At 59.4% G+C, this 19,771-nt stretch carries 19 protein-coding genes and 1 pseudogene; 14 read left to right on the top strand and 6 right to left on the bottom strand.

Annotation, left to right across the window (positions count from 1 at the left end; translation table 11 throughout):
* Positions 1–42: 42 nt before the first annotated feature.
* Entirely contained in the window at positions 43–930 is an 888-nt protein-coding gene (gene gluQRS / locus G7025_RS15275) for a tRNA glutamyl-Q(34) synthetase GluQRS (protein ID WP_181079999.1), read from the bottom strand.
* 83 nt (positions 931–1,013) lie between these two features.
* Complete coding sequence (gene dksA, locus G7025_RS15270; RefSeq protein WP_034100675.1) at positions 1,014–1,454, bottom strand: RNA polymerase-binding protein DksA; 441 nt, start codon at positions 1,452–1,454, stop codon at positions 1,014–1,016.
* Between the two features lie 320 nt (positions 1,455–1,774).
* Between dksA and G7025_RS15265 the strand changes: the two genes are divergently transcribed.
* The gene (locus G7025_RS15265; RefSeq protein ID WP_181079998.1) at positions 1,775–2,947 is read left to right on the top strand and encodes a pyridoxal phosphate-dependent aminotransferase; all 1,173 of its coding nucleotides are present in this window, start codon (positions 1,775–1,777) and stop codon (positions 2,945–2,947) included.
* Positions 2,947–3,657, top strand: coding sequence for a DNA/RNA nuclease SfsA (gene sfsA, locus G7025_RS15260; RefSeq protein WP_181079997.1), 711 nt, complete (start codon positions 2,947–2,949; stop codon positions 3,655–3,657). The genes G7025_RS15265 and sfsA overlap by 1 nt, the downstream gene beginning before the upstream one ends.
* Here sfsA and G7025_RS15255 read toward each other — a convergent pair.
* Positions 3,654–3,971 carry a Rieske (2Fe-2S) protein gene (locus tag G7025_RS15255; protein WP_181079996.1) on the bottom strand — a complete coding sequence of 106 codons (318 nt, stop codon included), beginning with the start codon at positions 3,969–3,971 and terminating at the stop codon, positions 3,654–3,656. The two genes, sfsA and G7025_RS15255, sit on opposite strands and share 4 nt — an antisense overlap.
* Positions 3,972–4,126: 155 nt before the next feature.
* On the opposite strand from G7025_RS15255, the gene G7025_RS15250 reads away from it, so the two are divergent.
* The 3 genes and pseudogenes from G7025_RS15250 to G7025_RS15240 form a co-directional block, all read left to right on the top strand.
* Positions 4,127–5,005, top strand: a complete 879-nt coding sequence (locus G7025_RS15250; protein ID WP_181079995.1) for a heme/hemin ABC transporter substrate-binding protein — start codon at positions 4,127–4,129, stop codon at positions 5,003–5,005.
* Positions 5,002–6,039, top strand: a complete 1,038-nt coding sequence (locus G7025_RS15245) for a FecCD family ABC transporter permease (RefSeq protein ID WP_258197694.1) — start codon at positions 5,002–5,004, stop codon at positions 6,037–6,039. The genes G7025_RS15250 and G7025_RS15245 overlap by 4 nt, the downstream gene beginning before the upstream one ends.
* 38 nt (positions 6,040–6,077) lie before the next feature.
* Positions 6,078–6,806: pseudogene (locus tag G7025_RS15240) on the top strand (heme ABC transporter ATP-binding protein); the annotation flags it as partial.
* A 235-nt stretch (positions 6,807–7,041) separates the two neighbouring features.
* On the opposite strand, the gene G7025_RS15235 reads toward G7025_RS15240, so the two are convergent.
* From G7025_RS15235 to G7025_RS15225, 3 genes are all read right to left on the bottom strand, one after another.
* Complete coding sequence (locus G7025_RS15235; RefSeq protein WP_181079993.1) at positions 7,042–7,314, bottom strand: TfoX/Sxy family protein; 273 nt, start codon at positions 7,312–7,314, stop codon at positions 7,042–7,044.
* A gap of 203 nt (positions 7,315–7,517) precedes the next feature.
* A complete protein-coding gene (locus tag G7025_RS15230; RefSeq protein ID WP_181079992.1) occupies positions 7,518–7,862 on the bottom strand; it encodes a pentapeptide repeat-containing protein in 345 nt (114 codons plus the stop codon).
* 92 nt (positions 7,863–7,954) lie between these two features.
* The gene (locus G7025_RS15225) at positions 7,955–9,511 is read right to left on the bottom strand and encodes a bifunctional aminoglycoside phosphotransferase/ATP-binding protein (RefSeq protein ID WP_181079991.1); all 1,557 of its coding nucleotides are present in this window, start codon (positions 9,509–9,511) and stop codon (positions 7,955–7,957) included.
* Positions 9,512–9,629: 118 nt separating this feature from the next.
* On the opposite strand from G7025_RS15225, the gene mrcB reads away from it, so the two are divergent.
* The 9 genes from mrcB to msrQ all read left to right on the top strand — a co-directional run bounded on the left by mrcB (position 9,630) and on the right by msrQ (position 19,446).
* Positions 9,630–11,954, top strand: coding sequence for a penicillin-binding protein 1B (gene mrcB / locus G7025_RS15220; protein WP_181079990.1), 2,325 nt, complete (start codon positions 9,630–9,632; stop codon positions 11,952–11,954).
* A gap of 16 nt (positions 11,955–11,970) precedes the next feature.
* Positions 11,971–12,705 (top strand): tetratricopeptide repeat protein, encoded by a 735-nt coding sequence (locus G7025_RS15215; RefSeq protein WP_181079989.1) that lies wholly within the window; start codon positions 11,971–11,973, stop codon positions 12,703–12,705.
* Positions 12,705–13,034 carry a YqcC family protein gene (locus G7025_RS15210; RefSeq protein WP_181079988.1) on the top strand — a complete coding sequence of 110 codons (330 nt, stop codon included), beginning with the start codon at positions 12,705–12,707 and terminating at the stop codon, positions 13,032–13,034. The genes G7025_RS15215 and G7025_RS15210 overlap by 1 nt, the downstream gene beginning before the upstream one ends.
* A 431-nt stretch (positions 13,035–13,465) precedes the next feature.
* Entirely contained in the window at positions 13,466–15,190 is a 1,725-nt protein-coding gene (locus G7025_RS15205; RefSeq protein WP_181079987.1) for an acetolactate synthase 3 large subunit, read from the top strand.
* A 2-nt stretch (positions 15,191–15,192) separates the two neighbouring features.
* Positions 15,193–15,684 (top strand): acetolactate synthase small subunit, encoded by a 492-nt coding sequence (ilvN, locus tag G7025_RS15200; RefSeq protein WP_003176102.1) that lies wholly within the window; start codon positions 15,193–15,195, stop codon positions 15,682–15,684.
* A 47-nt stretch (positions 15,685–15,731) separates the two neighbouring features.
* Entirely contained in the window at positions 15,732–16,748 is a 1,017-nt protein-coding gene (gene ilvC, locus G7025_RS15195) for a ketol-acid reductoisomerase (RefSeq protein ID WP_003194132.1), read from the top strand.
* A gap of 143 nt (positions 16,749–16,891) precedes the next feature.
* The gene (gene pssA / locus G7025_RS15190; protein ID WP_181079986.1) at positions 16,892–17,749 is read left to right on the top strand and encodes a CDP-diacylglycerol--serine O-phosphatidyltransferase; all 858 of its coding nucleotides are present in this window, start codon (positions 16,892–16,894) and stop codon (positions 17,747–17,749) included.
* A gap of 63 nt (positions 17,750–17,812) precedes the next feature.
* Positions 17,813–18,826 carry a protein-methionine-sulfoxide reductase catalytic subunit MsrP gene (gene msrP / locus G7025_RS15185; RefSeq protein WP_181079985.1) on the top strand — a complete coding sequence of 338 codons (1,014 nt, stop codon included), beginning with the start codon at positions 17,813–17,815 and terminating at the stop codon, positions 18,824–18,826.
* A complete protein-coding gene (gene msrQ / locus G7025_RS15180; RefSeq protein WP_181079984.1) occupies positions 18,826–19,446 on the top strand; it encodes a protein-methionine-sulfoxide reductase heme-binding subunit MsrQ in 621 nt (206 codons plus the stop codon). The genes msrP and msrQ overlap by 1 nt, the downstream gene beginning before the upstream one ends.
* The last annotated feature ends 325 nt before the right edge of the window (positions 19,447–19,771 follow it).

Raw genomic sequence — 19,771 nt, 5'->3', positions numbered from 1 at the left:
CTGCCGCGATGGTAACGGATGGCTGGCAAGCTGCAAGCGCCTTCAGCTCAAGTGCGCTTCCGCCAACGTGAGTGTGCGCGGGATGCGCGTGGCATCCCAGTGCTGGATACCCCAATCGAGCAACTCGCGCGCGCTGGCGTAGAGCAGTTCGCTGCCCGGTTGCTGCCCGAGGGCGCGCAGGGCTCTTAACAGCAACGGCGTGGCCTGGTCGGGTGTCAACGGCGGCGAGCGGTAGGACTTGCCCAATTTGTTGCCATCGGGCTGCACGATCAGCGGTACGTGCAAGTAGCGCGGTTGGCGCAGGCCCAGCAGTTCCTGCAGGTACAGCTGGCGCGGTGTGGAGTCGAGCAGGTCGGCACCGCGCACGATGTCGGTCACGCCTTGCCAGGCGTCATCCAGCACCACGGCCAATTGGTAGGCGTAGAGGCCGTCGCGCCGACGAATAACAAAGTCGCCGACCTCGCGACCCAAGTGCTGTCGGAAGTTGCCCTGCACTCGGTCAGTAAAGTGGTATTCCAGCTCGGGAACGCGCAAACGGATGGCCGCGTCGTGCAGGTCATGGCCGGCGTTACGGCACAAGCCGGGGTAGATGCCGTTGTAAGGCTCCAGTTGTTTGCGCGAGCAGGTGCAAGCGTAGGCCAGTCCATGGTTGAACAGGTCGTTCAGCACTTTGGCGTAGGCAGCATGCCGCTCGCTTTGTCGGACCAGTTCACCGTCCCACTCAAAGCCATAGCTTTCCAGTGCATGAAGAATCGCGGCCTGGGCGCCGGGTTCTTCGCGCGGCGGGTCCAGGTCTTCCATGCGCATCAGCCAGCGGCCATGGTTGGCGCGGGCGTCGAGGTAGGAGGCGAGGGCGGCGACCAGGGAACCAAAATGCAGATGGCCGCTGGGCGTGGGGGCGAAACGCCCGATATAGGTAGAGGCAGTCATGGGCCGGATACTACTGGAAAATCGGCAAACGCCAGAAACAAAAATGGAGCGTTAGCACGCCCCATTCGTTCAGCCCGGCAGGATTATTTGCCGACCTGTTTTTCCTTGATTTCGGCCAAGGTTTTGCAATCTACGCACAGGTCCGCGGTTGGGCGGGCTTCCAGGCGACGAATGCCGATCTCGACGCCGCAGGATTCGCACCAGCCATATTCTTCGTCTTCGATCAGTTGCAGTGTTTTATCGATCTTCTTGATCAGCTTACGTTCGCGATCACGGGCACGCAGCTCGAGGGCGAATTCCTCTTCCTGGCTGGCACGGTCGGCCGGGTCAGGGAAGTTGGCCGCTTCGTCCTTCATATGGTCAACCGTACGGTCGACTTCCTGCATCAAGTCCTGCTTCCACTTTTGCAGGATCTTGGTGAAGTGCTGGCGCATGGGCTTGCCCATGTACTCCTCACCCTTCGTTTCGACGTAAGGTGTGAAGCCGCTGAGGCTCTGCTGCTGTTGCTTTGCTTGGGTGGACATGAATAGACCGCCTCTCACTCTTCTAATCCATTGCGCAGGATTGCAACGTCACCGACACCTGCCGGCCCTGCGGCTGCAAGCGGGCGAACTTACCAGATAGATTCAGGGTGCGCCACTCCCGGTTGTCGAAGCCCTCCGCCCAGGGGTTGCAAACTGCAGCAGCCCGCTGTGGCTGGGTATGGATCGCCTCGAATGTTGATTTTAGTCGTTTTGCTGGCGCGTGCCGGGTTCATCTCGAACGACCGAGCAGGCAATAGAGCATGTTTTACCGTGAGGGTTCGGTAGAATCCTGATTTTGTCCTCACCGTTAAGGAAGGCTAATGGCCCAGCCCTACAGTGCGCGCAGTCGCGCCATCGAACCTTTTCATGTCATGGCGTTGCTGGCGCGCGCCAACGAGCTGCAGGCGGCGGGCCATGATGTGATCCACTTGGAAATCGGCGAGCCGGATTTCACCACGGCCGAGCCGATCATTCGGGCCGGCCAGGCTGCGTTGGCCAACGGCAAAACCCGCTACACCGCCGCCCGTGGCCTGCCGGAACTGCGCGAGGCCATCAGTGGGTTCTATCAGCAACGCTACGGTTTAAGTGTCGATCCCGAGCGGATCCTGATCACGCCCGGTGGCTCGGGTGCGTTGCTGCTGGCCAGCAGTTTGCTGGTGGACCCCGGCAAGCATTGGCTGCTGGCAGACCCGGGTTATCCGTGTAACCGGCATTTTCTGCGGTTGGTGGAAGGCGCGGCGCAACTGGTACCGGTGGGCCCGGACGTGCGCTATCAACTGACGGCGGACCTGGTGGCCAAGCACTGGGACCAGGACAGCGTGGGCGCCCTCGTGGCATCGCCGGCTAACCCGACCGGCACGATCCTGACCCGTGACGAACTGGCCGGGCTATCGAGTGCGATCAAGGCGCGCGATGGCCATTTGGTGGTGGACGAGATCTACCACGGCCTCACTTACGGCACCGACGCCGCCAGTGTGCTGGAGGTCGATGATGACGCCTTTGTCCTGAATAGTTTTTCGAAGTATTTCGGCATGACCGGTTGGCGCTTGGGGTGGCTGGTGGCGCCATCCGCTGCGGTGGGTGAACTGGAGAAGTTGGCGCAAAACCTCTACATCAGTGCGCCAAGCATGGCTCAGCATGCCGCGCTGGCGTGTTTTACCCCGCAGACGCTGAGTATCCTGGAAGAGCGCCGCGCCGAATTCGGGCGCCGTCGCGATTTCCTGCTGCCGGCATTGCGCGAGTTGGGCTTCGGTATTGCCGTCGAGCCCGAAGGCGCCTTCTATTTGTACGCTGATATCAGCGCATTCGGCGGCGATGCCTTCGCATTCTGCCGTCATTTCCTGGAAACCGAGCACGTCGCATTTACGCCCGGCCTGGATTTTGGTCGTTACCAGGCCAGCCACCACGTACGGTTTGCCTACACGCAGAACACCGAGCGCCTGCAGGAAGCAGTGCAACGCATCGCCCGTGGTCTGCGGAGTTGGCAAGGCTGATGCGTTTTTATCCTCCCCTCGAAGAAGGCCGCTTGATTCGTCGTTACAAGCGTTTTCTTACCGATATCGAAACCGTTACCGGCGAGTTACTCACGATTCACTGCCCGAACACCGGCTCGATGCTCAATTGCATGGTCGAAGGCGGGCAGGTCTGGTTCAGCCGCTCCGATGATCCCAAGCGCAAGCTGCCCGGCACCTGGGAAATCGCTGAAACGCCTCAGGGCCGCCTGGCTTGCGTGAACACGGCGCGCGCCAATCAGTTGGTGGAGGAGGCGTTGCGCGCCGGGGTCATCATCGAGCTGGATGGTTTTACCGCTCTGAAGCGCGAAGTCCCGTATGGTCAGGAGAAAAGCCGTATCGACTTCCGTTTGGACTATCCCCACGGCGCGGCCTACGTGGAAGTCAAAAGCGTCACCTTGGGGTTTGATGATTCCAGAGTGGCGGCTTTTCCCGACGCGGTGACGCAGCGCGGGGCCAAGCATCTGCGGGAGTTGGCGCACCTGGCGCGGGATGGCGTGCGGGCCGTGCAATTGTATTGCGTCAATCTGTCGGGGATCGACGCAGTGCGCCCGGCCGTGGAAATCGATGCGGCCTACGGTGCGGCATTACGCGAGGCCAAGGCCGCCGGGGTGGAAGTGCTGGCGTATGGCGTGCGCGTCACGGCGCAGGAGATTTGCGTGGAGCGCCGCCTGGACGTGTTGCTCGACTAGGCATCCACCCAAAGGCCATGGGCGTCTTCGCGGCCGGGCACGGCGACCAGGCTTCTACCGGCGCACGGCCCGGCGATGCATTCACCGGTTTCGATCAGAAACAACGCGCCGTGGGTGGCACACCGTATCAAGCTGGCGCTGTCGTCGAGAAACTGGTCCGGCTGCCACTCCAGCGCGACACCGCGATGGGGGCAGCGGTTGATATAGAAGTAAGCGATGCCATCGCGGCGCACGGCCAATAACGTGCAACCGTCGATATTGAAACCGAGGCTGGTGTTGGGCGCGAGCGCGGCGGAGGAGCAGAGAAACTTCATTTCAATCCTTAAGTGCCTTGACGTTCAAATGCAAACAATTATCAAATGCCGGCTTCGCCCGTTGGCTGACGGGGTGCTACGTTCGATGCCAGTCGGGACCCGTCTGTCACCTCGGACAAGCCTCAAAAGCCCTGCCCCTGGAAGGAAACCCTGTTATGCGCCTGAGTGCCAGCGCTATTGCGCTTGTTGTCGGACTGCTGGTCAACCACGGGGCGCTGGCCTCTGAACTGCCGCAACGCTGGGTGAGTGCCGGTGGCGCGTTGTCGGAGTGGGTGGTGGCGTTGGGCGGCGAGCCGAAACTGGTCGGTGTGGACACTACCAGCCAGCATCCCGCAACGCTCAAGGCATTGCCAAGCATCGGTTACCAGCGGCAATTGTCCGCCGAGGGAGTTCTGAGCCTGCGCCCGCACTTACTTGTAGGCACAGAGGAAATGGGGCCGCCGGCGGCGCTGGCACAGATGCGCAATGCAGGTGTGCAGGTGGAGCTGTTCTCGGCGCAGCCGGATTTGCAGACGTTGAAGAGCAACCTCGGTCACTTGGGTCAGTTGCTCGGCAACGAAGCCCAGGCTGACGCGGTGTTCAGTGAGTACGAACACGCGCTGGCTCGGCACGAAGCCCACGTTGCGACGATGCAGGCCACTCACAAGGCGCCGGGCGTGTTGTTGCTGGTCGGCAATGCCGGTGGCAAGCCGCTTGTGGCCGGTCGGGGCACGGTCGCGGATTGGGTGTTGCGGCACGCGGGTGGGCGGAATCTGGCGACGCACTCCGGTTACAAACCGTTTTCTGCGGAATCGCTGGCGGGGTTGAGCCCGGATGTCCTGGTGTTCGCGGATCGCGCGCTCGGCGGTGATGCGGCGCGTGCCGCGTTGTTCAAGGAAAACCCGATTCTGGCGGCCACACCGGCGGCCAAGCGTGGGCGAGTGCTTGAGCTGGACCCTACCCTGCTGGTCGGCGGGCTGGGACCGCGTCTGCCGCAGAGCCTGCAAGCCTTGTCGGCGGTGTTTTATCCAGACTCGACTGAATCCGCCCGATGACCACTCTGGTAAAACCGCGCACCTTGTTTATCGGCTTGACGCTGCTGTGCGGCTTGGCGATCTGGCTGTCTTTGGCATTGGGGCCGGTGAGCCTGCCGTTGTGGGACACCCTGCGTGCGGCTTTGCGCTTGCTGGGCGTGCCGCTCGATGCCCAGGGGCTTGAGCAGGCTGAGCTGATTCTGGGGCAGATTCGTCTGCCGCGCACTCTGCTGGGCCTGGCGGTCGGAGGAGTGTTGGCGCTGTCGGGCGTGGCGATGCAAGGGCTGTTTCGCAACCCGTTGGCGGACCCCGGATTGGTCGGGGTGTCCAGCGGGGCGGCCCTGGGAGCGGCGGTCGCCATAGTCGGTGCTACGTTGCTGGGCGGTTTGCCGGAAGTGTTCGGCCCTTACCTGTTGTCGCTGTGTGCGTTTCTGGGTGGGCTGGGGGTGACTGCGCTGGTTTATCGCCTGGGGCGACGCAATGGTCAGACTCATGTAGCGACCATGCTGCTGGCGGGTATTGCTCTGACTGCGCTCGCCGGTTCGGCCGTCGGATTGTTCACCTACCTGGCGGATGACGCGACGTTGCGTACGCTCACGTTCTGGAACCTGGGCAGCCTGAACGGCGCCAGTTATTCGCGGCTGTGGCCATTGCTGCTGGTGAGTGCCGGCGTGGCGCTATGGTTGCCGCGCCGGGCGAAGGCGTTGAATGCGCTGCTGCTTGGCGAATCCGAAGCGGGTCATTTGGGCATTGATGTTGAACGTCTCAAACGCGAGTTGGTGTTCTGCACTGCCTTGGGGGTGGGCGCGGCGGTGGCTGCGGCGGGCATGATTGGCTTTGTCGGGTTGGTGGTGCCGCACCTGGTTCGGCTGTTGGCCGGGCCCGATCATCGGGTGCTGTTACCTGCTTCGGTGTTGGCGGGCGCAAGCCTATTACTGTTTGCCGACCTGGTCGCACGGCTGGCCTTGGCACCTGCTGAGTTGCCGATTGGAATTGTGACTGCGTTTATCGGTGCGCCGTTTTTTCTCTACTTGCTGTTACGAGGACGCGCCTGATGTTGCGGGTTGAAGCCTTGCAGATCCGCCGTGATCGCAAAACCGTACTGGAGGGCGTCACCCTCGACCTGCTGCCGGGTGAAGTGCTTGGCGTACTGGGTCCCAATGGTGCTGGTAAAAGCACATTGCTGGGGGCGTTGTCGGGTGAATTGCAGGCGGATCAGGGCGCAGTGTGGCTGGATCAGAAAGCACTGGGCGCGTGGAGTGGGGCGCAGCGTGCGCAACGCCTGGCGGTGTTGCCGCAGGTGTCCACGCTGGACTTCGCTTTCCGTGTCCAGGAGGTGGTCGGCATGGGGCGCCTGCCTCATCAGACGGGCAAGGCGCGTGACGACGAGATTATCAAGGCGGCGTTGCAAGCCGCCGATATCGGGCATTTAAGCGCGCGCAGTTACCTCGCCTTGTCCGGCGGTGAGCGTCAGCGTGTGCACCTGGCGCGCGTATTGGCGCAGGTATGGCCAGGTGAAGCGGGGCAGACCCTGCTGCTGGATGAGCCCACATCGATGCTCGACCCTTTGCACCAACACACCATTTTGCAAGCGGTCCGCTCCTTTGCTGATCAAGGGGCGGCGGTGCTGGTGATCCTGCATGATCTGAACCTGGCCGCACGTTACTGCGACAGGATTCTACTGCTGGCGCAAGGGCGCCCTCATGCACTGGGCACGCCGGTGCAGGTGCTGCAGCCTGAGGCCCTTAAAGCGGTGTTTGGGCTTGAAGTGCTGGTTCAGCCGCATCCGGAACGCGGGCATCCGTTGATCATCGCGCGCTGATACGGGTTTGGCAGGCAAAAAAAGACCCGGCAAGAGCCGGGTCAAATAACCGTGATTAGCCTGATGAGGAGATAATCTGAGCGCCCGAACCAAGGGCCTTTCAGTTATCGGCTGATCTCGCGACCAGTTGTGATAATCATAACGATTCTCATTTGAGAGTCAACCGTTGTTTCGGCTCGCATCAGAGCTTTTCTCAAACGCTCGTTCGAAACATGGGGGTTGGAGGGTGAAAGGTTCAGCTTTTCTGTCGTGCCGCAATTGCATCTACCTGGCGATTCAGTGCTTCCTTGCGCTCGGCAGGTATGTCATTCCAGTGCACATCCAGCAATGCCCCTTCAATCGCATATAACAGCACTTTAGACGCCCGAAATCCGCGGGTCCTGACGGCTCTGTACGCGTCGACCGCGCCCAGGCGACGCAAGTCGGATGCACTGTGGATGCCCACCGCATGCAACCACTGTGCTGAAGTCTTGCCGAGGTTTTTCAGGTGTTGCAGCTCATCGTTCATCAAGCCTCCTTGCGACGGCCGAATGGTTCGGTGGGTATCGTGACCAGGCAAGCCTGAAAAGGAGTGTAGCGCTCAGTAGGAAAAGTGCAGTTCTTTGCTCCGAAGCGGCTTAAACGCTTATAAGAATGGAGTGGTAGCCATGACTGACGCAGCCGCAAGCTCCCGGTTATGCGCTTGCATGACCGGGGCTTAGGTCGTTGGGATCACTTGGTGCGGTAGCGCAGGCGGGTGCCGAAATTGACCGACATGAGGATTTCATCCGCGGTCAGCTCAGGCGGAAAGTAGGCGCCTGAAATCTGCGCATGCGCCAGGCTGGCGCCTTCCAGCGAGCAACCGCGCAAATCCACGCCGCGCAAATCGGCGGAGCGGAAATACGCGTCGGTGAAATCCACGCCATTGGCGTTCAGCTCGCGCAGGTCCAGCCCACGGAAGTCGCCGCCCCGCATATCGACAATGCCCTCTGTCGGGCGCTCGTGGTTGAAGCCGCGAATATCATCTTTATGCAGGAGCGAGTAGAGCGGAGAATCGAGAAGCTTGGGCTGACTCATGAAGGCGACTCCTGTTGGAATTATGACGCCATTATAGTGCCACTATTTACAGGTCGCGCGCCTCAAGCAGCGACACGACCAAGAAATATTTCTTACAAGCCTGGCAGACGTTGGCGAATGTTCGCGACCAACGCATCCAATGTCCCGCTCTGATTGGTCTCTACGCGCTTGCTCTGCAGCAGTTCTTCGGCCGTCAGCGGATCGCGGTTGGCCTGTTGTTCCTCAATAACGGCGAGGGTCGCGTCGGAAGGGTCGTTTTGTTCCGCCTGACGTTGTGCCAGCCAGCTGGCGATTACCGCGGGTGGCGCATTGCAATCCAGAATCAGAAAAGGCGCACCGGTGGCTTCGGCGACTTTGGCGGCGGCATCGCGCTGTTCGCGTTTGAGGAATGTGGCATCCAGCACCACGGGGAAACCGGCGCGCAGCACGATGGTGGCGATTTCATTCAGGCGTGCGTAGGTCTTGATGCTGGCATCGGCGGCATAGATACCGGCCTGGGGCGTGTTTTCTATCTGCTGTTGGCCGAACAGGCGCTTGCGCTCCACGTCCGAACGCAGGCGTACGGCGCCCAAGGCTTCCACCAGGCGCATGGCAACGTGGCTCTTTCCAACCGCCGACACACCGTGGGTGATCGCCAGAAAGCGCGATGGAATGGTGCTGTAGCTTTCCGCCAGATTGGCGTAGTTGCGGTACTGGCGCAGGGTGGTGGCGCGTTGCACCGGGCTGGCCTCGCTCGGCATGCTGAACAGCGCAACTTTGGCACGGACCAGGGCGCGGTAGGCTTTGTAGAAGTTCAGCAACTCAAGGCCCTGATAGTCACCGGTCAGCTCCAGGTATTGGCTGATGAAGCGGCGAGCCAGGGACTTGAGCCCGCGATCTTCCAGGTCCATGGCCAGGAAGCCGGTGTCGGCGTAAACGTCGGTGAAGCGAAACGGCTCGTTGAATTCGATGCAGTCAAAAATGACCACCTGACCATCGATCAGCGTAGCGTTGCCGAGGTGGATATCACCATGGCATTCGCGGGTGAACCCATCGAGCTTGCGTTGCGCGAGCAGTGGCTTGAGGCGCTCGAAGCTGCTTTCGGCCCAGGCTTGCAGGGCGTCGAGTTGAATCAGGTCGGCCTTATCGCTGAGGAAAGGCCGAATTTGTTCGAAGTTCTGTCGCACCGGCGCCATCACCTCGTCCGGGGTGCCGGCGGGGTGAGCTTGCGGTACGTGTGGGGCGGTGAGATGAAAGTGCGCGATCTGCCGGGCCATCTCATCGATGTGCGCACTGGTCAGTTCGCCATTGGCCTGCAAGGTGCTCAGCAGCTGGCTTTGCGGAAACTGGCGCATTTTCAGCGCGTATTCGATCACCGGGCCATCACCGCCCAATTGCGGCGATTCGGTGGTGCCGGTAATCGGCAGTACGTCCAGATATAAATCTGTTGTCAGGCGTTGGTTGAGACGCAGTTCCTCTTTGCAAAAGTGCCCGCGATCGTCCAGGGCGGTGAAGTCCAGGAATCCGAAGTTCATCGGCTTCTTCAGTTTATAGGCATAAGGGCCGGTCAAAATGACCCAGGAGATATGGGTTTCGATGACTTGGAACGCTTCTACCGGATGCGGGTACAACGCCGGGTTTTGCAGGGCTGCGATCAGGGACTGGCTCACGGGCGATCCTTCAGAGTCTGGGGGAAATCATGGTGGGCATTATGGCCGCTGTGGGCGGTCGTGCAAACCGCTGTCCGGCTCATGTTGATCATCGATAAAGTGCGTATAATCCGCCGCCATGACTCGAACCCGATCTCCCCGTTCCCGTAAAAAAACACCCTCCCGCAGCCTGCGCCCCTGGTTGGGCTGGGCGCTCAAGCTCGGCCTTGTCGGTCTTGTCGTGCTCGCCGGCTTTGCGGTGTACCTCGACGCCGTGGTCCAGGAGAAATTCTCCGGTAAACGGTGGACCATTCCGGCCAAGGTCTACGCACGCCCGCTGGAGTTGTTTACCGGCCAGAAGCTGAGCAAGGACGACTTCCTCACCGAGCTCGACGCGCTCGGTTATCGTCGTGAACCCGTCAGCAATGGCCCCGGTGCCGCCGCCGTCAGCGGTAACACCGTCGATTTGAACACCCGTGGTTTCCAGTTCTATGAAGGTCTGGAAAAACCTCAGCCGGTACGTGTGCGCTTCTCCGGCGACTATGTAGCCGAACTGTCGTCGCTCAACGGCTCGAAGCTGCCGGTGGTTCGCCTGGAACCGCTGATGATCGGCGGCATTTACCCCAAGAATCTCGAAGATCGCATCCTGATCAAGCTGGACCAGGTGCCGCCGTACCTGCTCGAAACGCTGGTTGCGGTGGAGGATCGCGATTTTTACAGTCACTGGGGCGTCTCGCCCAAGTCGATTGCCCGCGCCATCTGGGTAAATACCTCCGGCGGCAAAATGACCCAGGGCGGCAGTACGCTTACCCAGCAATTGGTCAAGAACTTCTACCTGACCAACGAGCGCAGCCTGACCCGCAAGCTCACTGAAGCCATGATGGCGATGCTGCTTGAGCTGCACTACAGCAAGCAGGAAATTCTCGAGGCTTACCTTAATGAAGTCTTCGTCGGCCAGGACGGCCAGCGCGCGGTGCATGGTTTTGGCCTGGCCAGTCAGTTCTTTTTCGGTCAACCGCTGTCCGAATTGAAGCTGCATCAGGTCGCACTGCTGGTCGGCATGGTCAAGGGCCCGTCCTATTACAACCCGCGTCGCAACCCGGAGCGCGCGCTGGAACGCCGTAACCTGGTGCTGGACGTGCTGGAGCAGCAGGGTGTCGCAACCGCCGAGCAGGTTGCCGCAGCCAAGAAAATGCCGCTGGGCGTGACCTCGCGTGGCAAGTTGGCGGACAGCTCCTTCCCCGGCTTTATCGACCTGGTCAAACGCCAGTTGCGTGAAGACTACCGCGACGAAGACTTGACCGAGGAAGGCCTGCGGATCTTCACCAGCTTCGATCCGATCCTGCAGATGAAGGCCGAAGCATCGGTCAACGACACCTTCAAGCGCCTGACCGGCCGCAAGGGTTCCGATGAAGTGGAAGCGGCAATGGTCGTGACCAATCCTGAGACGGGTGAGGTGCAGGCCATGATCGGCAGTCGTCAGGCCAGCTTCGCCGGATTCAATCGGGCCTTGGATGCTGTGCGTCCGATTGGCTCGCTGGTCAAGCCGGCGGTGTATTTGACGGCGTTGGAAAAACCGAACAAGTACACGCTCACCAGCTGGCTCTCGGACGATCCGCTGTCGGTCAAGGGCGCCGATGGCCAGGTCTGGACCCCCCAGAACTTTGATCGCCGTTCCCATGGCACGGTATTTCTGTACCAGGGGTTGGCGCACTCCTACAACATCTCCACGTCTCGGCTCGGCTTGGAAGTCGGGGTGCCGAGCGTGCTCAAGACGCTGGCGCGCCTGGGCATCGAGCGGGAATTCCCGGCGTTCCCATCGATCCTGCTGGGCGCCGGCGCCATGACGCCAATGGAAGTTGCAACCATGTACCAGACCCTGGCCAACGGTGGCTTCAACACGCCGATGCGCGGTATTCGCAGCGTATTGACGGCCGAGGGTGAACCGCTCAAGCGCTATCCGTTCCAGATTCAGCAGCGTTTCGACGCGGGTTCCATCTACCTGATCCAGAATGCTATGCAGCGCGTGATGCGCGAAGGTACTGGCAGTTCGGTCTATAAAGTGCTGCCTTCGAATCTGACGTTGGCGGGCAAGACGGGTACCAGTAACGATTCGCGCGACAGCTGGTTCGCAGGTTTTGGACAGGATGTGCTGGCTGTCGTGTGGTTGGGCCGTGACGATAATGGCAAGACGCCGTTCACCGGTGCCACGGGGGCGTTGCAGGTCTGGACCAGTTTCATGCGCAAGGCCGACCCGCTTCCGTTGAACATGCCGCAGCCGGACAACATTGTGCAGGCCTGGATTGATCCACACACCGGCCAGGGCTCCGATGCGAACTGTCCGGGGGCGGTGCAGATGCCGTATATTCGCGGCAGCGAACCACCACCCGGTGCCGCGTGCGGTGGCGGTGCCCCTGCTGACGCGGAATCGGTGATGGACTGGGTCAAGGGCTGGATGAATTAAGCAAAGAGGGTTTCAAGTGAACAAGTGGTGGATTCCAGCTATTACAGCGCTGGCTTTGCTCGGCGGTTGCTCCAGCGTGCAGCGCGGTTCCATTCCCGTGGTGGACTCGAGCACAGCCGTTTCCAATAGCGACCGTATCTCGGCCAATGGCGGCTTCCGCCAGACCGTAACCAAGCGTCCTGTGCAGGCCGCGGCCCAAGCGGTGCCGCAGGATTCGGGCGTGGTAGTGATGGTTCCCGGCGGCGGTGCTGCCACAGCGGCGCCGATCAGCGCTGAGCCGTGGACGCCAGGGCCAAGCACTTCCGGGCCGATCGATGCCACGCCGATTCAGACGGCGCCAGTCAATCAGGGCACCTATAACATGCCATCGTCGCCGAGCGGCATTCCGTCGTCTTCCAATGCGGCTGGCCTGTCGGCTGATGAGCAGTTGGACGGGCCGGTGCTGGCCTTGCTGACTACCGCGCAACAGCAGCAGGCAGGCGGCGATTTGAATGGCGCATCGTCCAGCCTTGAACGTGCGCAACGTGTTGCGCCGCGTGAGCCTCAGGTTCTGTATCGCTTGGCGCAGGTGCGCATGGCCCAGGGCGACGCGCCGCAGGCTGAACAGTTCGCGCGTCGCGGTCTCAGCCTGGCCAATGGTCGGCCTGACCTGCAAGCCAGCCTATGGGCTTTGATCGGTGATGCGCGCGCGGCGCAGGGTGATGCCGCCGGTGCGGCCCAGGCTCGGCAGAAAGCCAAGGTCAACCTCTGATGGATGGGCGTTTTCATGCGATTGCCGAACAGTTATTGCTGATCGAGCGGGAATTGCGTGTGCAGGGCTGGTGGGACGAGACGCCTCCCAGCCCTGAGGCGCTCAGGAGTGTCGAGCCGTTTTCGGTGGACACGCTGGACTTTCATCAATGGCTGCAGTGGGTTTTCCTGGCGCGCATGAAGCACATCCTTGAGCAGGATCTGCCTCTGCCCGGCGCATCGGGAATTCTGGAAATGGCCGAGATGGTCTACGCCGACCGGCCTGTGGAAAGCCTCGGGCTGCGCAATGCGCTGAAAAAGTTCGATCAATTGATCGTCGGCGCTCGTTAATTGCCTGACTGCCGGCTTTTTCGGCAGTCTTGCGCATATTTCTACCGCTTGACGACATTCAGGCGAGTTTTATCCCTCCTCACAGCCCTTTCTTATGCGTTCTCATGCGCTTAGTTGGAAAAAAGCGCAATTATTGCTTGACTTGAACGGCCTGAAACAGAAGAATCCAAAGTCCGCTGTATCGGGACTGCCAGAAGCAGGCCCGCTCAGCAGATCATGAGGTGCACATCCGCGCCGACCTGTTACACCCGCAACGCGTTACCTCGCGCTGGGTGGGAAAAGCCCGCAACACTTGGGACGATCCCAATACTTGCTCAGTCAGTGCTGACGTAGTCGGCGACCACCGTCGCTCATGCTCTGTTGAGAAGTAAACCTATTAAGACCCGTCGGTTTTCAACGGACGGTATTCTGGCGTTTTAGAGGTGAACAACGTGGAGCTTTTATCTGGTGGTGAGATGCTCGTCCGCTTTTTGCGTGACGAAGGCGTCGACTATATCTACGGGTACCCAGGTGGTGCTCTTCTGCATGTTTACGACGCGCTGTTCAAGGAACCGGCTGTTACCCACATCCTGGTTCGCCACGAACAAGCCGCGACCCATATGGCTGACGGCTATGCCCGTGCCACCGGTAAAGCCGGTGTGGTGCTGGTAACGTCAGGCCCAGGCGCAACCAATGCCATTACCGGCATCGCGACTGCTTATATGGACTCCATCCCGATGGTGATCATTTCCGGCCAGGTTGCCAGCACCATGGTCGGTACCGACGCATTCCAGGAAACCGACATGATCGGTATCTCCCGGCCGATCGTGAAACACAGCTTCATGATCAAGCATGCCTCGGAAATTCCGGAAGTCATGAAAAAGGCGTTCTACCTCGCGCAGTCCGGTCGTCCGGGCCCTGTGGTGGTCGATATTCCGAAAGACATGACCAACCCGGCGGAGAAATTCGAATACATTTTTCCGAAGAAAGCCAAATTGCGCTCCTACAGCCCGGCCGTCCGTGGGCACTCGGGTCAAATTCGCAAGGCAGCGGAAATGCTCCTGGCGGCCAAGCGTCCCGTGCTGTACTCGGGTGGTGGCGTGATCCTGGGCGGTGGCTCCGCGCCGCTGACCGAACTGGCCAAGCTGCTCAACCTGCCGGTAACCAATACCTTGATGGGCCTCGGTGCATTCCCGGGTTCGGATCGTCAGTTCGTCGGCATGCTCGGTATGCACGGCAGCTACACCGCCAACCTGACCATGCACCACGCGGATGTCATTCTGGCGGTTGGCGCGCGGTTCGACGACCGTGTGATCAATGGCGCGAGCAAGTTTTGCCCGAATGCCAAGATCATCCACATCGACATTGACCCTGCATCCATCTCCAAGACCATCAAGGCCGATGTGCCGATCGTGGGGCCGGTGGAAAGCGTATTGACTGAAATGGTGGCAGCGCTCAAGGACATCGGTGAAACGCCGAACAAGGAGTTTGTCGCCAGTTGGTGGAAGCAGATCGACGAATGGCGCGGTGATCGCGGCCTGTTCCCGTACGACAAGGGCGACGGCAGCATCATCAAGCCCCAAACCGTGATCGAAACCCTCTGCGAAGTGACCAAGGGCGACGCCTTTGTGACCTCCGACGTGGGGCAGCACCAGATGTTCGCTGCGCAGTACTACAAGTTCGACAAGCCGAACCGCTGGATCAACTCCGGTGGCCTGGGCACGATGGGCTTTGGTTTCCCAGCGGCCATGGGGGTGAAGCTGAGCTTCCCGGAGGCGGACGTTGCGTGCGTCACCGGCGAAGGCAGCATCCAGATGAACATCCAGGAGCTGTCGACGTGCCTGCAGTACGGCCTTCCCGTGAAGATCGTCTGCTTGAACAACGGCGTGCTGGGCATGGTTCGTCAGTGGCAGGACATGAGCTACGGTAGCCGTCACTCCCATTCCTACATGGAATCGTTGCCGGACTTCGTCAAGTTGGTTGAAGCCTATGGCCACGTCGGCATTCGCATCACCGATCTGAAAGATCTGAAGCCTAAGATGGAAGAGGCGTTCGCCATGAAGGATCGCCTGGTGTTCATCGATATTCAGGTGGATACCAGCGAGCACGTCTACCCGATGCAGATCAAAGACGGCTCTATGCGCGACATGTGGCTGAACAAGACGGAGCGTACTTAATCATGCGGCATATTATCTCCCTGCTTCTGGAGAACGAACCCGGCGCCCTGTCGCGTGTTGTCGGCCTGTTTTCACAACGTAACTACAACATCGAAAGCCTGACCGTGGCCCCAACCGAAGATCCGACCCTGTCGCGTCTGACGTTGACCACCGTCGGCCACGATGAGGTGATCGAGCAGATCACCAAAAACCTCAACAAGCTGATCGAAGTGGTCAAGTTGGTCGACCTGTCGGAAAGCGCCCATATCGAGCGCGAGCTGATGCTGGTTAAAGTCAAGGCCACGGGCGCCCAGCGTGCCGAGATCAAGCGCACTACCGATATTTATCGCGGGCAGATCGTCGATGTGAGCGCCAGTGTTTATACCGTTCAACTGACCGGTACGAGCGACAAGCTGGACAGCTTCATCCAGTCGATCGGGACGGCCTCGATTTTGGAAACCGTCCGCAGTGGTGTCACCGGGATTGCCCGTGGCGACAAAGTACTCAGCATCTAAACCAAATTAGCGAATGGCCTTACGGCCTGGATATATAGAGGAACCTCATGAAAGTTTATTACGATAAAGATTGTGACCTGTCGATCATCCAGGGCAAGAAAGTCGCCATCATCGGCTACGGCTCCCAAGGTCACGCGCAAGCCTGCAACCTGAAAGACTCCGGCGTTGACGTGACTGTCGGCCTGCGCAAAGGCTCGGCCACCGTGGCCAAGGCTGAAGCCCACGGCCTAAAAGTGACGGACGTCGCTTCCGCCGTTGCTGCTGCCGACCTGGTCATGATCCTGACCCCGGACGAGTTCCAGTCTTCGCTGTACAAGAACGAAATCGAGCCGAACATCAAAAAAGGCGCCACCCTGGCGTTCTCCCACGGCTTCGCGATCCACTACAACCAGGTTGTGCCGCGCGCCGACCTCGACGTAATCATGATCGCGCCGAAAGCACCGGGCCATACCGTGCGTTCCGAGTTCGTCAAAGGCGGTGGTATCCCTGACTTGATCGCGATCTACCAGGACGCGTCGGGCAACGCCAAGAACGTTGCGCTGTCCTACGCCGCCGGCGTGGGTGGCGGTCGTACCGGCATCATCGAAACCACCTTCAAGGACGAGACCGAAACCGACCTGTTCGGCGAGCAAGCCGTTCTGTGCGGCGGTACCGTTGAGCTGGTTAAAGCCGGTTTCGAAACCCTGGTTGAAGCTGGCTACGCGCCGGAAATGGCCTACTTCGAATGCCTGCACGAACTGAAGCTGATCGTTGACCTCATGTACGAAGGCGGTATCGCCAACATGAACTACTCGATCTCCAACAACGCCGAATACGGCGAGTACGTGACTGGCCCGGAAGTCATCAACGCCGAGTCCCGTCAGGCCATGCGTAACGCCCTGAAACGCATTCAGGACGGCGAGTACGCCAAAATGTTCATCAGCGAAGGCGCTACCGGCTACCCTTCGATGACCGCCAAGCGTCGTAACAATGCTGCTCACGGTATCGAAGTCATCGGCGAGCAACTGCGCTCGATGATGCCGTGGATCGGTGCCAACAAGATCGTCGACAAAGCCAAGAACTAAGTCGTACGCATCAGCGAAAAACGCGGCTTAGGCCGCGTTTTTTCGTTTGGGTCGCCGGTTCTGGTATAAAGCTGCATCGTTTGCCGGCGAACACTCGCCGCACGTCTTTGTTGAATTTTTCAAACTGTTGCAAGGTAAAGTCCATGAGCGAACGTCCCGAAGAGCCAAGCCAGGCTTCTGACGCCGAAAGCCTGCTGCCGATCGATGAACATGTCGAAGAAGGGCATGACGCGGAAGGTCGCAAGGTCCGGCATCGTGGCATCTATCTTCTGCCCAACCTGTTTACGACTGCGAACCTGTTTGCTGGGTTCTACTCCATCATCAACTCCATGAGCGCGCAAAGCGCGTTGGCGGCGGGTGATGCCGTAAGCGCCAGCAAATATTTCGGCTTTGCCGCCATCGCGATTTTCGTGGCCATGGTGCTCGACGGCCTGGATGGTCGTGTGGCGCGAATGACGAATACGCAAAGCGCTTTCGGGGCCGAATACGACTCGCTGTCGGATATGGTCGCGTTTGGTGTTGCCCCGGCCTTGCTGGCATTTGCCTGGGCGTTGGGTGATATGGGCAAGGTCGGCTGGATGGTCGCCTTCATTTATGTCGCGGGTGCCGCGCTGCGTCTGGCGCGCTTCAATACTCAAGTGGGCACCGCCGACAAGCGTTATTTCATTGGATTGGCCAGCCCTGCCGCTGCGGGTGTGGTAGCGGGCATCGTCTGGGCGTTCAGTGACTACGGCATCCAGGGGTCGAAAATGTCGTTCCTGGTGGCACTGATGGTTGCCGCTGCTGGGATGCTGATGGTGAGTAACATCAAGTACAACAGCTTCAAGGAGCTGGATCTCAAGGGGCGGGTGCCTTTCGTGGCGATTCTTGTGGTGGTGTTGGTGTTCGCTGTGGTGTTCAGCGACCCGCCGCGTATTCTGCTGCTGGCGTTCCTGGCTTATGCAGCGTCGGGGCCGATTCAATATCTGCTGCGTCTGCGTCGGGACAAAACGCTGCCTTAATGTAATTTCGCCCATACTCCGCAGTCTATTGGTGCATCAGTTCTCCAACGCTGCGGAGTTGCCATGTTAATTAAATCGCCTAAAGCGTCCGATTGCCACGAGTCGGATGTCACCCCCGAGTCCTTCTACCTCTCTCGCCGCAGCTTGCTCGGTGGTGCGCTTGCCAGCATTGCCACCAGCAGCTTGCCACGCTGGGCGAGCGCGGATGAAGCTGCCCGTTATGCCGACGTCGAGCCGGGCAGGGCGCCTGGCTGGTTTGCCGAGAAGCTGCCTGCTACAAAGTGGCAAGCGATAACGGTCAAGGATGAGGCCATCACGCCATTCAAAGACGCAACGCACTACAACAACTTCTACGAGTTCGGTACCGACAAGGGGGATCCGGCGAAAAACGCCGGTTCGCTCAAGACTGAGCCCTGGAGTGTTGTGATTGATGGTGAGGTTGCAAAGCCTGGGCGTTATGCCCTGGAAGATTTCATTAAGCCTTATCAATTGGAAGAGCGCATCTACCGGCTGCGGTGTGTCGAAGCGTGGTCGATGGTTATTCCATGGATAGGGTTTCCGATTGCAGCCCTGCTCAAGCAGGTCGAGCCGACTTCCAAGGCCAAGTACATCCGTTTCGAAACCCTGCAGGATCCTAAGAGCATGCCGGGTCAACGTTCCAGCTTCGCCTTGATTGATTGGCCATATGTAGAAGGTTTGCGTCTGGACGAGGCAATGAACCCTTTGGCGATTCTTGCCGTGGGCATGTATGGGCGGGAGCTGCCTAACCAGAATGGCGCACCCTTGCGTCTTGTTGTGCCTTGGAAGTATGGCTTCAAGAGTGTGAAGTCAATTGTCCGCATCAGTCTTGTCAGTGAGCAACCGAAAACCACCTGGCAAAGCATCGCTGCGGATGAGTATGGGTTTTATGCGAATGTGAATCCTACGGTCGATCATCCTCGTTGGACACAGGCCCGTGAGCGTCGGCTGCCGAGCGGCCTATTCAGTCCCAATGTGCGTGAAACGCAAATGTTCAATGGGTACTCGCAAGAGGTGGCGTCTCTTTATACGGGCCTCGATCTGCGGAAGAACTATTGATGCGTCAACTTATCTGGCGTGTTGCCGTCTTTATAGCCGTGGCGATATGGCCGTTGTATTGGCTATACCAGGCATGGAGTTCTGCACTGGGCCCCGATCCGGGCAAGGTGTTGGTTGATCGGTTGGGTCTGGGGACCTTGATCCTGCTACTGATCACTCTGGCAATGACCCCGATGCAGAAGCTCACTGGATGGTCGGGATGGATAGCGGTGCGCCGGCAGTTGGGGTTGTGGTGCTTTGCTTATGTGGTGCTGCACTTGGCGGCCTATGGTGTCTTTGTTCTGGGGCTGGATTGGTCGCAACTGGGAGTGGAGCTGCGCAAGCGCCCGTACATTATTGTCGGAGCGTTGGGTTTCCTGGGTTTGTCAGCGTTGGCAGTGACATCGAATCGCTATAGTCAGCGCCGGCTGGGTAAGCGTTGGAAGAAGCTGCATCGTCTTGTGTACGTAATTCTTGGGCTTGGCTTGTTGCATATGCTGTGGATCGTGAGGGCGGATCTTAAAGAATGGGCCGTCTACGCCTCTCTAGGTGCGGCGCTTCTGGTCTTGCGAATTCCGCCGGTTATGCGGCGTATCCCGCGGGTTATCGCGAAAAAATCATCTTTCGCGACAAAAGCATAATTAACGCTTGACGGCAGATTCCAGAAGTCTATAATTCGCCCCACTTCCGGCGCAGTCGAAACGGAAAACTCCTTGGTAAACAAAGAGTTACGCAGAATTCGACAGCGGATCGCTTCAGTTCATCGAAGCTCAGAAGGAGTTGGTAGAGCAAGGTTGTTTGGCTCTATTAACGTTTCGATCTTCTCGGTCGAAAGCGGAGAAAAAGAGGTGTTGACAGCAGCGTGTAACGCTGTAGAATTCGCCTCCCGCTAACGAGAGATCGGAAGCGCAAGTGGTTGAAGTTGTTGAAGAAATCTTCGAAAACTTCTGAAAATAATCACTTGAC

This window comes from Pseudomonas lurida, from assembly GCF_013522705.1.
In the GTDB taxonomy this organism is placed as follows: Bacteria; Pseudomonadota; Gammaproteobacteria; order Pseudomonadales; family Pseudomonadaceae; genus Aquipseudomonas; species Aquipseudomonas quebecensis.
The sequence above is the reverse complement of the archived record's forward strand: the minus strand, read 5'-3'. Positions and strand labels throughout refer to the sequence as shown.

Bases quoted from the DNA above. Each gene is read 5' to 3' on its own strand.
- dksA (WP_034100675.1), bottom strand. From the start codon at position 1,454: ATGTCCACCCAAGCAAAGCAACAGCAGCAGAGCCTCAGCGGCTTCACA.
- G7025_RS15210 (WP_181079988.1), top strand. From the start codon at position 12,705: ATGGATGGGCGTTTTCATGCGATTGCCGAACAGTTATTGCTGATCGAG.
- G7025_RS15255 (WP_181079996.1), bottom strand. From the start codon at position 3,971: ATGAAGTTTCTCTGCTCCTCCGCCGCGCTCGCGCCCAACACCAGCCTC.
- G7025_RS15235 (WP_181079993.1), bottom strand. From the start codon at position 7,314: ATGAACGATGAGCTGCAACACCTGAAAAACCTCGGCAAGACTTCAGCA.
- G7025_RS15230 (WP_181079992.1), bottom strand. From the start codon at position 7,862: ATGAGTCAGCCCAAGCTTCTCGATTCTCCGCTCTACTCGCTCCTGCAT.
- mrcB (WP_181079990.1), top strand. From the start codon at position 9,630: ATGACTCGAACCCGATCTCCCCGTTCCCGTAAAAAAACACCCTCCCGC.
- ilvN (WP_003176102.1), top strand. From the start codon at position 15,193: ATGCGGCATATTATCTCCCTGCTTCTGGAGAACGAACCCGGCGCCCTG.
- ilvC (WP_003194132.1), top strand. From the start codon at position 15,732: ATGAAAGTTTATTACGATAAAGATTGTGACCTGTCGATCATCCAGGGC.
- G7025_RS15245 (WP_258197694.1), top strand. From the start codon at position 5,002: ATGACCACTCTGGTAAAACCGCGCACCTTGTTTATCGGCTTGACGCTG.
- sfsA (WP_181079997.1), top strand. From the start codon at position 2,947: ATGCGTTTTTATCCTCCCCTCGAAGAAGGCCGCTTGATTCGTCGTTAC.
- pssA (WP_181079986.1), top strand. From the start codon at position 16,892: ATGAGCGAACGTCCCGAAGAGCCAAGCCAGGCTTCTGACGCCGAAAGC.
- msrP (WP_181079985.1), top strand. From the start codon at position 17,813: ATGTTAATTAAATCGCCTAAAGCGTCCGATTGCCACGAGTCGGATGTC.
- gluQRS (WP_181079999.1), bottom strand. From the start codon at position 930: ATGACTGCCTCTACCTATATCGGGCGTTTCGCCCCCACGCCCAGCGGC.
- msrQ (WP_181079984.1), top strand. From the start codon at position 18,826: ATGCGTCAACTTATCTGGCGTGTTGCCGTCTTTATAGCCGTGGCGATA.
- G7025_RS15250 (WP_181079995.1), top strand. From the start codon at position 4,127: ATGCGCCTGAGTGCCAGCGCTATTGCGCTTGTTGTCGGACTGCTGGTC.
- G7025_RS15265 (WP_181079998.1), top strand. From the start codon at position 1,775: ATGGCCCAGCCCTACAGTGCGCGCAGTCGCGCCATCGAACCTTTTCAT.